The sequence below is a fragment of the Leifsonia sp. McL0618 genome (assembly GCF_049994905.1).
In the GTDB taxonomy this organism is placed as follows: Bacteria; Actinomycetota; Actinomycetes; order Actinomycetales; family Microbacteriaceae; genus Diaminobutyricibacter.
The window spans coordinates 1,784,044-1,796,141 of record NZ_CP188258.1 but is presented as its reverse complement, the minus strand read 5'-3'; the positions used below and the strand labels follow the sequence as shown (position 1 = coordinate 1,796,141).

At 67.4% G+C, this 12,098-nt stretch carries 9 protein-coding genes; 4 read left to right on the top strand and 5 right to left on the bottom strand.

The features are described from left to right. Positions 1-11: 11 nt before the first annotated feature. Positions 12-980: a magnesium transporter CorA family protein gene (locus ACPPVQ_RS08550; protein ID WP_426520575.1), complete on the top strand. Its 969-nt coding sequence runs from the start codon at positions 12-14 to the stop codon at positions 978-980. A gap of 12 nt (positions 981-992) precedes the next feature. On the opposite strand, the gene otsB is transcribed toward ACPPVQ_RS08550, so the two are convergent. Both otsB and otsA read right to left on the bottom strand, forming a co-directional pair. Beyond that, complete coding sequence (gene otsB, locus ACPPVQ_RS08545) at positions 993-1,811, bottom strand: trehalose-phosphatase (RefSeq protein ID WP_426520574.1); 819 nt, start codon at positions 1,809-1,811, stop codon at positions 993-995. Between the two features lie 10 nt (positions 1,812-1,821). Continuing rightward, entirely contained in the window at positions 1,822-3,303 is a 1,482-nt protein-coding gene (gene otsA / locus ACPPVQ_RS08540) for an alpha,alpha-trehalose-phosphate synthase (UDP-forming) (protein ID WP_426521191.1), read from the bottom strand. A 187-nt stretch (positions 3,304-3,490) separates the two neighbouring features. Between otsA and ACPPVQ_RS08535 the strand changes: the two genes are divergently transcribed. Beyond that, the gene (locus ACPPVQ_RS08535; protein WP_426521189.1) at positions 3,491-4,345 is read left to right on the top strand and encodes a sugar phosphate isomerase/epimerase family protein; all 855 of its coding nucleotides are present in this window, start codon (positions 3,491-3,493) and stop codon (positions 4,343-4,345) included. 25 nt (positions 4,346-4,370) lie between these two features. On the opposite strand, the gene ACPPVQ_RS08530 is transcribed toward ACPPVQ_RS08535, so the two are convergent. Then, entirely contained in the window at positions 4,371-5,273 is a 903-nt protein-coding gene (locus ACPPVQ_RS08530; protein ID WP_426520573.1) for an SGNH/GDSL hydrolase family protein, read from the bottom strand. Between the two features lie 46 nt (positions 5,274-5,319). Continuing rightward, positions 5,320-5,997: a TetR/AcrR family transcriptional regulator gene (locus ACPPVQ_RS08525; protein WP_426520571.1), complete on the bottom strand. Its 678-nt coding sequence runs from the start codon at positions 5,995-5,997 to the stop codon at positions 5,320-5,322. 125 nt (positions 5,998-6,122) lie between these two features. Between ACPPVQ_RS08525 and ACPPVQ_RS08520 the strand changes: the two genes are divergently transcribed. Then, positions 6,123-9,083 (top strand): efflux RND transporter permease subunit, encoded by a 2,961-nt coding sequence (locus tag ACPPVQ_RS08520; protein WP_426520569.1) that lies wholly within the window; start codon positions 6,123-6,125, stop codon positions 9,081-9,083. 2 nt (positions 9,084-9,085) lie between these two features. Next, a complete protein-coding gene (locus ACPPVQ_RS08515; protein ID WP_426520567.1) occupies positions 9,086-10,981 on the top strand; it encodes a YhgE/Pip family protein in 1,896 nt (631 codons plus the stop codon). Here ACPPVQ_RS08515 and ACPPVQ_RS08510 read toward each other — a convergent pair. Next, positions 10,978-12,096 carry an SLC13 family permease gene (locus ACPPVQ_RS08510; RefSeq protein ID WP_426520565.1) on the bottom strand — a complete coding sequence of 373 codons (1,119 nt, stop codon included), beginning with the start codon at positions 12,094-12,096 and terminating at the stop codon, positions 10,978-10,980. The two genes, ACPPVQ_RS08515 and ACPPVQ_RS08510, sit on opposite strands and share 4 nt — an antisense overlap. Positions 12,097-12,098: the final 2 nt, after the last annotated feature.

Below are 12,098 nucleotides of genomic sequence, written 5' to 3'. Positions count from 1 at the left end.
AGCATGAGCGCATGATCCACACGCGCCTGTATCGCAAGGGCGTCCTCGAGCTCGAGGACTTCCCGCTCGCCGACGTATCCGACCACATCGAAGACGCTGAGGCGACCGTCTGGGTCGACTTCACGAACCCGACGAAAAAGGACCTCGCGGCGCTCGAACAAGAACTCGGCCTCCATCGCCTCGCCGTCGAGGATGCGGTCAACGATTTCGAGCGCCCCAAACTCGACCGCTACGACACGCACCTCTTCCTGGCCGCATACTCCGTTCGACTGGACGAGAAGACGGGCATCCTCTCGAACCAGTCGATCAAAGCCTTCATCACGCCGCGGGCGCTGGTGACCGTACACAAGAAGACGTTCGACATCAGCGCGGTCGTCGAACGCTGGGACAAGGAGCCCGACCTCGCCGTGCACGGCGTCACCTTCCTGCTCTGGGGGCTGCTCGACACCGTCGTCGACGGGCATTTCGAGACCGTTCAGGATCTGGACGCGCAGATCGAGGGCCTCGAGGATTCGCTGTTCGATCCGAAGCCGAAGTCGACGGAACTGCAACGCCGCTCATTCGAGCTCCGCAAGAGCCTCGTGCTTCTCCGGCGCGTCATCCTGCCGATGCGCGAAGTGGTCAACACGCTGATGCGCCGCGACCTCGAAGCGATCGACACGAGCATGGGGCCGTACTTCCAGGACGTCTACGACCACGTGCTGAGGGCCACGGAATGGACGGAGTCGCTCCGCGACCTGGTGAACACCGTGCTCGAGACCAACATCAGCCTGCAGGGCAATCGCATGAACCTGATCATGAAGAAGGTGACGAGCTGGGCGGCGATCATCGCCGTTCCGACGGCGATCACCGGCTTCTACGGGCAGAACGTGCCGTATCCCGGATTCGCGACCCAGGGCGGTTTCATCTTCTCGAGTGCGCTGATCGTCGTCGGTTCTGTCGCGCTCTACTTCGCCTTCAAGCGCAACGACTGGCTCTGACCGCGCGCGGCCTCAGGGCTGTCGTCGGGCGGCCCAGGCCTCACGGGCATCCGCGACCATTCCCAGCAGCGTGGCGATGGTCTCCGGATCTGCGACGCGGAACTGCGCAGCCGTATCGCCTTCGCCGACCTTGATGCCGACGTCGCCGGTCCTCAGGACCTCGAAGCCGTCTTCGTCGGTGACGTCGTCGCCCGCGAAGAGCACCGCGGTCGCGCCGACCCGTTCGCGCAGCCGCTCGATGCCGTCGCCCTTGTTCGCGCCGCGAACGGAGAACTCGAGGATGTCCTTGCCGTCACGCACCGTCAGGTCGCCCCCGACCTGCGCAGCGGCGTCGTATGCTGCCGCGTTCGTGCTGGATGCGACCTCCGGGTCGAGGTTTCGGGTGTGCACACCGAACCCGACAGGCTTGACCTCGAGCCGCGTGCCGGGGGTCGCCTCCACGATCGCGCCGAGCAGCTCCCCGAGGCGAGCGAGCGTGGCCTTCTCGTCGTCGGTGAGGTCGAGCGCGTCGCCGTCGCGGCCGAACCGCAGCTCGACGCCGTGCGAGCCGATCAGGAGGGCATCCGCATCCGCTTCGGTCACCTCCTCGAGACTCACGAGAGGCCGCCCCGAGACGTAGGCCACCCAGGTGTCCGGCACCCGTTCGAGCCGGTCGAGTGCTGCCTTCGCCTGCGGAAGCGCCCTGGCCGAACGGGGCTTGTCGACGAACGGAGCGAGTGTTCCGTCGAAGTCGAGCGCGAGCAGCAGGCGGTCGGTCGCGGCGAGCCGCTTCAGCGCTTCGGCGAGGGCCATGGCCGACTCGGTGCGGCTCGGTGGCGCGGTGTTCGTCATCGTGTTCGGTTCATCCCCGGTTGGTTGGCGGATTCTGCAATGGGTGGTCGCCGTGGGCGCTGCGCGTGAGCGCGTCGAGGAACGACGCCGACCAGCGCGCGACGTCGTTGGTGATCACGCGTTTGCGGAGTGCCCGCATGCGACGTGCACGTTCGCGGCGCGGCATCGCGATCGCCGCCATCATGGTCTCTTTGAGGCCTTCGATGTCGTGCGGATTGATCAGGAGCGCCTGTCGCAGCTCGTCGCTCGCGCCCGCGAACTCGCTCAACACCAGCACGCCGTCTTCGTCGACACGGCTGGCGACATACTCCTTGGCGACCAGGTTCATGCCGTCGCGGAGCGCCGTGACGAGCATCACATCGGCGGCGAGGTACAGCGCGACCATCTCTTCGCGCGGATAGCCGTGGTGAAGGTAGGAGATCGCGGTATGGCTGATGCTGCTGTAGTCGCCGTTGAGCCTGCCGACCGTCAGCTCGATCTCGTCGCGAAGCAGCCGATAGGTCTCCACGCGCTCGCGGCTCGGGCTGGCCACCTGCACCAGCGTCACATCTTCGACGGAGATCTGGCCCTCGGCCAGGAGCTCGCCGAACGCCTTCAGTCGATGGCCGATGCCCTTCGTGTAGTCGAGCCGGTCGACGCCGAGCATGATGGTCCGCGGGTTCCCGAGGTCTTCGCGGATCTGGCGCGCCCGTTCCTGGATCTCGGGGCGGCTGGCGAGGTCCTGGTACTTCTGGGTGTCAATCGAGATGGGGAACTGGCGGGCGAGCACCGTTCGCACCAGGCCGCCGTGGCGGTTCTTGGTCACGTGACGGTGGGACCCGGAGGCCGGGTCGTCCGAGTCGATCGGCACCTCGATGATCGGCCCGCGCGTCTCGAAGCCCTTCAGCCGGCGCACGGCGCGGGAGAAGTTACCCGCGTCTGCGACCCGCTGGAACCCGATCACGTCGGCGCCCAGCAGACCGTCGATGATCTGCCGGCGCCACGGAAGCTGCGAGTAGATGCCGTATGGCGGGAACGGGATGTGGTTGAAGAACCCGATCACCAGGTCGGGACGCGCCTCACGGAGCATCGCGGGCACCAGCTGCAACTGGTAATCGTGGACCCACACCACCGCGCCCGGTGCGGATGCCCTGGCAGCCGCATCCGCGAACCTCCGGTTCACGCGCAGGTACGCATCCCACCATTCCCGGTGGAAGCTCGGCGGCGCGATGACGTCGTGGTACAGCGGCCAGAGGGTGTCGTTGGAGAACCCTTCGTAGTACTCCTCGATCTCCTGCTCGCTCAGGGGAACGGGGAGGATGTTGATGCCGTCGGCCTCGAACGGCTCGATGAGTTCGTCGGCGACACCGGCCCAGCCGATCCACACGCCGTCTTCCTGCCGCATCACCGGCTCGAGCGCGGCCACGAGTCCACCGGGGGACGGTCGCCACGACGCCGAGCCATCGTCAGACGTCACACGGTCGACGGGGAGTCGATTCGAGACGATGACCAGCTCATACGTGGGGTCACCGGGTGTGTCGTCGTCGTGGCCGTTGTGAGCTGTGATGGTGAGTCCTGTCCGTCGTCGTCCGCCGGGTTACGCACTTCTTTCAGGCTACCAGCGTGCCGCAATCGAGGGTTCCCCACCGGTTCCGGCAACGGACATCCGCCGTTCAGGTGCCCTGGCTACACTCGCCGTGATGCTACGAATCGGCATGAGCACCTCTTGCGTGTATCCGCTATCGACGGAGCACGGTTTCCGCCTCGCCCGGCTCGCCGGCTACGACGGCGTCGAGGTCATGGTCACCAACGACGAGACCACCCAGTACGCCAGCCCCCTTCTCGCCCTGTCGGCCAAATACGACATGCCGATCCTGTCCATCCATGCCCCGGTGCTGTTGCTCACCCACTTCGTGTGGGGACGGGACCCCATGGTGAAGCTCGAACGCTCGGCCGACCTCGCGAGGTCCGTCGGCGCGTCGACGGTGGTCGTGCATCCGCCGTTCCGGTGGCAGGCCGGCTATGCAGAGAACTTCCTCCAGATCGTGCGCGAGACCCAGGAGCACTACGGCGTCGAGATCGCCGTCGAGAACATGTTCCCGTGGAAGGTCGCCGGCCGCAGCCTCAAGGCCTACTCGCCGGGCTGGGATCCCCGCACGATGGACTGCGACGCGGTCACGCTCGACTTCTCGCACGCTGCACTGAGCGGCCAGGACGGCCTGGAGCTCACGCGGGCGTTCGGCGAGCGCCTGCGTCATGTCCACCTGTGCGACGGGTCGGGGTCGTTCGACGAAGGCCGCGTCTTCGACGAACACCTGCTGCCGGGGTATGGGAACCAGCCGGTCGCCGACGTGCTCGAACTGCTCGGGGCGGAGCACTGGACGGGAAGCGTCGTCGCCGAAGTGAACACCCGTAAGGCGCGAACGGAGCAGGAACGACTGGACATGCTCGTCGAGACGCTCGATTTCGCACGCCTGCACGCGACGGTGCCGCGCCGCCCACGTTTCTCCCGGTCGAGACGAGCATTGGCCGCGCTGATGCCCGGCTCACGCTGAACCGGGCGCTGACTCACAACAGCGCCTACCCGGCCTGCTGCTTCCCGGCCAGGGCGGCCTCGAGGGCGTGGGCGTAGGCGCGATAGCCTTCGGCGGTCGGATGGTAGGCCGCCGGCCCTTTCGTATTGACCCACGGCTTCGAGCTCCCGACGCCGTGGTTGGTGAAACTGACGGGGACGAACCAGATCTTCACGCCGCGCTCCTGCTGGCGTGCGACGGCGGACTCCGCGTCGGCGTTGAGGGCCGCTGTCGCCGTGTTCACCGCTGCCGTCGTCGCGAACTCCGGGTTGCTTGTGCCCGGCAACTCGAAGAGGAGCGGGTAGCCCGTCACCACGATGCGAGCGTTCGGCGCGGCCTCCGCGATCGCCTGGTAGGTCGTGGACAGCTGGTCGGTCAGCGTGCCGATGGTGTCGACGGCGGCGGCGAAGTCGGCCTTGCAGTCGGCGGTGGGACCCGGCGCGCACGCGGACGCGAGGGCTGCGACACCGAGGTCGTTGCCCCCGATGCTGACGCTCACCAGGTCGACATCGCCGTTCAACGCCCACAACTGCTCGTTCACGAGATCGCCAGTGGTCTTCCCCGCGCATGCGGCGTTGTGCAGAAGACGCACACCCGTATCGGCGGCGAACACGGCAGCATAACTCGATTCGGCGCTGCGAACGCACCCACCGTGCTCATCCCCGGCCCCCATTCCGGAGGCGAACGAGTCGCCCAGTGCGACGTAACGCGTGTCGCCCGTGAGCGTCAGGGGCGGCATGTCCTCCGCTCGCGGAACCGGAGTCGGTGCGGGCGTCCCGGCGGCCGGACCACGGTCCGCTGCAGACCCGCTGCCCGGCACGGGAGCAGTGCCGAACGCCCACACACCCACGACGACCGCGACCGCGCATAGGACGGACGCGATGGTGATCAGGAGAGTACGTCGAGGCATCCGATCGACGCTACCTCCTCGGTGGAACGTCGGCAAAGCTCTTCAGCTACTTCTGGTCGTGTCCCGGCAATTTCTCGGTCAGCGCGAGCACCAGGGCCGGCATGGACTCGGACACCCGCTCTGCCAACGGTCGTTCGTCAGCGGCGAGGATCGCGTTCTGCTCCGCGCTCGCGCAGAGTTCAGCGATGATGCGCACTGCCTCCACCGGGTCGATCAAGAAACGTCGTGACACGGATGCGAGTGCGTCGACGACGATGGCCGTCAGTTCGACGAAGAACCGGTTCTGGAAGTCGAGGTACCAGCGGGCGACGTCGGCGTCGCGCATCGCCAGCAGGAGGAGTTCGCTCTGCACGAGGCACCAGCGCCGGTCGTCGGACTGCAGTTCCAGCACGTTCGCGATCACGGTGCCGACGACCTCGTCGGTGATGCCGACACCCTGCTCGGCGAACGGGCCGAGGTATTCGGCGACACCCACCTGGAGCTGGTCGATCCTCAGCGCGTTCTCACGTTCCATGAGCGCGAAGAACAGTTCTTCTTTGGTCGAGAAGTTCGAGTAGAACGCACCGCGCGTGAAGCCGGCCGCCTCGGTGATCATCTCCACAGACGAGGCGTGCACCCCTTTCTCCGCGAAGATCTCGAAGGCGGCGTCGAGCAGCCGTGCACGCGTCTTCTGGCGTCGTGCCGACTCGGTGGGTGCGTCGTCGATCAATTGCGTGGAATTCAAGCTGAAACCTTCCTGAATCCGTTTTGAATACACCAGTGTATTGGATACATTCAAGTATCGGATACGTTGCTGTATCGAATCACAAAAAACTGTACTTATCAAAGACTTCTTGTCTAGGAGAACGCGTGTCCTCTCTGCTTTATTCGATCGGCCGCTGGGCGTTCCGCAGCCGAAAGCTCGTACTCGCGCTCTGGATGCTCCTTCTCGTCGCCCTCGGGGGCGGCGCACTCCTGTTCAACCAGGGCACCGACAACTCCTTCAGCATCCCCGGAACGGAGTCGCAGCAGGCGCTCGACACCCTCAGCCGCAACTTCCCGCAGGTCAGCGGAACCTCAGCGCAGGTCGTCGTGGTCGCGCCCGACGGCAGCACGGTTCGAGCAGACGACATCAAGACTCCTGTGGCCGACGCCGTGAAATCGATCGGGGACATCACGGGCGTCGCCGCCGTCACCTCGCCGTACAGCACGATGGTGAAGGACACCATCTCGTCGGACGGCTCGGCGGCCGTCATCACCGTTCAGCTCACCGGCCAGCAGTCCACGGTCAGCGCCGACACCAAGACGGCGCTCACCGCGGCCGGCGCGGACCTCCAGAAGACCCTGCCCGCAGGGGCTCAGGTCGCGGTCGGCGGACAAGTCTTCTCGCAGAGCCTCCCGACCATCAGCGCGACCGAACTCGTTGGCGTCGGTGTCGCACTGGTCGTCCTCCTCCTCACCTTCGGCTCGTTCATCGCAGCGGGCATGCCCCTGATTACCGCCCTGCTGGGCGTGCTGCTGTCGGTCGCACTGATCTTCATCGCGACCCTCTTCGGGCCGATCTCGTCGACGACTCCCCTGCTGGCCCTGATGCTCGGCCTCGCGGTCGGGATCGACTACTCGCTGTTCATCATCTCCCGGCATCAAAGCCAGCTGAAAATGGGCGTCGACCCCGAAGAATCGACCGCCAGAGCCGTCGCGACCGCAGGCTCAGCAGTTCTGTTCGCGGGAATCACCGTCATCATCGCCCTTGTCGGCCTCTCGGTCGCAGGCATCCCCTTCCTGACGACCATGGGTATCGCCGCGTCGGTCGCCGTGGCGATCGCCGTGCTGATCTCGCTGACCCTCACTCCGGCCCTGGTCGGGTTCGCGGGAAAGCGGATCACCCCGGGCCGGCGCGCGGCCCGGCGCCGCGAGCGTGCTGCGGCACGTGCATCAGCGGGCGGGCACGATGGTGCGCACGACGCCACGATCGCGGATGCTGCGAGCGCGGACGCCAGGGCAACCGACGCTCCGATCGCTCCCGCAGCATCCACCTCCGCTGGGGCATCCGGCCAGGGAAACTCGCTCGCCCACGCGGCGAAGGCCGAGATACCCCGCGGCTTCTTCCGCGGCTGGGTGCGCTCGGTCACGCGCTATCCGATCGTGACGATCGTGGCCGTGATCGTCGCGCTGGGTATCGCTGCGATTCCCGCCGCACAACTGCGGCTTGCCCTTCCAGACGCCGGATCGCACGCGGCAGGCGATCCGGCCCGCGTGACGTACGACCTGGTCTCGAAGCATTTCGGGCCCGGCTACAACGGACCGCTGATCGTGACCGGAACCATCGTGTCGAGCACGGACCCGGTCGGTCTGATGACGAAGATCGGCAATGAGATCGCCGCCATGCCGGGTGTCGCCGCCGTCCCGGTCGCCACACCCAACCAGACCGCAGACACCGGCATCATCCAGGTGATCCCGACGACGGCACCGGATTCGCCGGCGACCGCCCAGCTCGTCTCCGAGATCCGGGCGAAGCACCAGCATTTCCTCGACACGTATCATGTCGATCTCGCCGTCACCGGTGCGACGGCCGTGCAGATCGACGTCTCCGATCGCCTCGGCGGCGCACTGCTGCCCTTCGGCATCCTCGTCGTCGGGTTGTCGCTCGTGCTGCTGACCATGGTGTTCCGTTCGATCGCCGTACCGATCAAGGCCGCTCTCGGCTATCTGCTGTCGGTGGGCGCCGCCTTCGGTGCCGTGGCAGCAGTGTTCGGATGGGGATGGTTCGCCGGCCCGCTGAACGTTGCCAAGGAAGGCCCGGTGATCAGCTTCATGCCGATCATCCTCATGGGCGTGCTCTTCGGCCTCGCCATGGACTACGAGGTGTTCCTCGTCAGCCGGATCCGTGAAGACTACGTCCACGGCGGCGACGCGCGCCGGGCCGTCGAGAGCGGTTTCGTGGGCTCCGCGAAGGTCGTCACGGCAGCCGCAATCATCATGATCTCGGTCTTCGCCGCCTTCGTTCCGGAAGGCGACCCATCGATCAAGCCCATCGCCCTCGGCCTCGCCGTCGGTGTGTTCGTCGACGCGTTCATTGTGCGCATGACGCTCGTGCCTGCAGTGCTGAAGCTCCTCGGCGACAAGGCCTGGTGGATGCCGCGCTGGCTGGACCGGGTGCTCCCTTCGTTCGACATCGAGGGCGACGGGCTGCAGAAGGAGATCGAGCTGGCCGACTGGCCCGAACCCGCGTCGAACGCGCTCGCGGCCGCCGAAGACCTGCGGTTGTCGCGACGGAACGAGCCGGTCTTCTCGGGTGTCTCCTTCCGTGTCGACGACGGGGACATCCTGGTCGTCGGCGGCGGCCACCACTCCGGCAAGTCCGCCCTCCTGCTCACGATCGCCGGGCGTATCGCCTCAGACAGCGGCAAGCTCAAGGTGGCCGGGTTCGTGCTTCCGACGCGGCGTTCCGCGGTGCGATCACGGGTGGCCGTCGCGCGGCTCGCCTTCAGCACGACACCCGTCGACGATGTCCGCCGCGCGTTGCAGGGCGCCCCGCAGATCCTCGCCATCGACGACATCGACCGTGTGGATGACCCGGCCGAGCGCCGTCGCCTGCGCTTCGAACTGAGTGACGCCTTCTCCCGCGCCCGCATCGAGGAGCGGCCGTTCGCACTCGTTGTGAGCGCGGCCGATCTCGGAGCCGTCGACGATGTGCTCCCGACCGACGCCGATGTCGACTCGATCAGCCTGGACCGCGTCCCCACCGACCTGAGCGGAGCACACGGAGCAGGCCGAACCGACGCTCACCGCCACACCGCCGACCGCATCCCACAGAAAGCGAACGCCTGAACATGTCGTTCTTCACCATCGAACGCGCCCGCAGCAGCAAGCGGGTCACCTGGCTCACCGTGGTTGGCATCCTGCTCGTCCCGCTGGCCATCGGCGGCCTGCTGGTCTGGGCGCTGTGGAACCCGACCGAGCGCCTCGGCGACGTGAAGGCGGCCGTGGTCAACCTCGACCAGCCGGTGAAGGTCGGCAACCAGCTCGTTCCTCTCGGTCGCGAGCTCTCCGCCGGGCTCGTCGACGGCAAGACCTCCGAGAATTACAGCTGGGTCCTCACCGACCAGAAGGATGCCGCTGCCGGTCTCGCGAACGGAAGCTACGTCACGGTCGTCACCATCCCGAAGGGCTTCTCGAAAGCCGCGACCTCCTCCGCGGGCTCCGCGGGCGACGCCCGGCAGGCGACGATCGACGTCCAGACCAGCGCGAAGTCGAAACTCGTCGACTCGGCGATCAGCCAGGCGGTGACCACAACGGCCGCCGCCCTACTCAACAAGCAGCTGACCGCGACCTACCTCGAGAACGTCTACGTCGGGTTCAACACGGTCCACGACCAGCTGTCGAAGGCGGCGGATGGCGCAGGCTCGCTCGCGACGGGCGTCTCGTCGCTCGCAAGCGGCACGCACTCGCTCGCGTCCGCATCCGCCTCGCTCGCCGGGGGTGTCTCGAGCATGAGCGCGGGCATCCAGAACCTGTCGGGCGCGACATCGGGGCTCGCCGGCGGGCTGGGCCGGCTCCAGTCGAACACCGGCCAGCTGCCCGGGCAGGCCTCGAAACTGGCAGCCGGTGCGCAGGGCATCGCGACGGGTACGGCGAAGTTGGGCAGCACCCTGACCGACCTCGCGAAGATGTGCACCCAACACGGAGGTGACGCCGTGCTCTGCGGCACCCTCAACGGCGTCGCTTCCTCGGTCACGACCGGGTCGGGGACAACGCCGGGCCTGGCCCCCTCGGCGCAGGCGGTCGCCGACGGTGCGAAGTCGTTCGCCGGCGGACTGCCCGCGCTCACCTCGGGAATCGCGCAGAGCGCATCCGGAGCTTCGCAGCTCGCGAGCGGTGTCGCGCAGACCGCGTCGGGTGCCGACTCGCTCGCCAGCGGCGCCGTCAAGGTCAGCGACGGCGTCACTGCCCTCGCCGGGGGCGCGGACAAGACCAGCGCCGGTGCCGCATCGCTGGCGACCGGCCTCCACACCGCCGTCTCGAAGATGCCGACCTACTCGTCCAGCGACCGGACCAACCTCGCGACCGTCGTCGCCCAGCCCGTGGCCGCCAAGTCGGGGACTCCCGACCTGTTCGGCACCTCGAGCATCCCGCTCTTCGCCGTCGTCGCCCTCTGGCTCGGCGCACTCGCCACCTTCCTCGTGCTGCAGGCCGTCTCCGCGCGAGCCCTGCTGACCACGCGCTCCTCCACACGGATCGCTCTCGGCGGATTCCTGCCGGCCGTCGCGATCGGAATCGCCCAGGGCGTGCTCGTCGCCGGGATCATGCAGGCCGCGCTGAAACTCGACGTCGGCAACTGGTTCGCTTTCGCGGGCATCGCCGCGCTCACCGGCATCGCCTTCGCCGCGATCAACCAGGGCCTGACAGCGCTCCTCGGTGGCATCGGCCGGTTCATCTCCATGCTGGTCGTCGTCATCACGCTCGCCTCCGGAATCATCTCGACCGTGCCCGGCTTCTTCGACGCCTCGGTGACCTGGCTGCCCACGTCGGCCGCGATCGCGGCCATGCAGGGAGTCATCGACGGGACGTCGGGAGTCTGGCGCGGGGTCGGGGCGCTCGTGCTCTGGGCGGTGCTCGGTCTCGGGATGGCCGTGGTCGCGGTGGTGCGCCGCAGGACCGTGCGCGTCGGCCAGCTCGCCTCACTCGACGCGGGGCTGGACCCAGCGCTCGACGCTGCGCTCGATTAAGCGGTCAGCGAGAGGGCGAGTGTCGCGAGCAGGACGGTGACCGGGGCGACCACCAGCCCGAGCAGCATGTAGCGACTCCACCGGATCGGAACGTCGAGCGCGGAGAGTCGCTGGTGCCACAGCAGTGTCGCCAGCGACGCCCACGGCGTGATGAGCGGACCTGCGTTCACGCCGATCAACAGCGCGACCAGGCGAATCGGAGAGCCGGCGACAGGCTCCAACACCAGGTAGGCGGGGAGGTTGTCGAGCACGTTGGCCGCCAGCATGCCCGACACCGAGATCCGGAGCAGTTCGAGGGGTGACTCCCCCGTCCCCGACACCGCTGTGAGCGCCGTACTCAGGCCGATGGACTGCAGCACTCCGATGAACAGGAACAACCCGGACGCCAGGGTGACCAGCTGCCAGGGAAGGATCGAGAAGCGGATGGCGGCACGCTGGCGGGCGAGGAACACGCCGAGCAGGATCACGGCCCCCGTGGTCGCCGGGATCCACACGGGAACACCCGAGACCAGCGCGGGCACGAGCGCGCCGACCACGGCCGCGGATGTCCAGAACAGCACCCTGTCGCCGAGCGATCGACGCGTGACGAGAAAGACGGCGACCGTCGGCACCACGATCGCAACGAAGGCGGGAGCGGCCGTCAGAGCGGCGAACTCGAGGGGACTCGGATTCCCCATCGTGTGCTGGGCGAGCAGATTGGTCAGGTTCGACACGGGCAGAAGAAGGGACGCCGTGTTCGCGAGCCACACCGTGGTCAGCGCGAACGGCAGGGGGCTCAGCCCGACATGGCGGGCCAGGACCACGACGACCGGGGTGAGCAGCACGGCCGTGGTGTCGAGGGACAGGAAGATCGTGCTCAGAGTCGCAAAGGCGACGACCAGGAGCCAGAGCAGCCACGCCCGGCCACGGCCCCAGCGCGCCGCCTGTTCGGCGAGCGCACGGAACAGGCCGGCACGAGCCGCGAGCTCGGTGACGACAGTGATCGCGATCACGAACAGCAGGATGGGCCACACCCTCGCCCAGAGCACCGCCACCTCGGCCGGCGGCACGATGCCGAAGACGATCGCGTCGATTCCGAGGAAGAGCAGCACTCCGCCGACGATCGCAGTAGCCACCC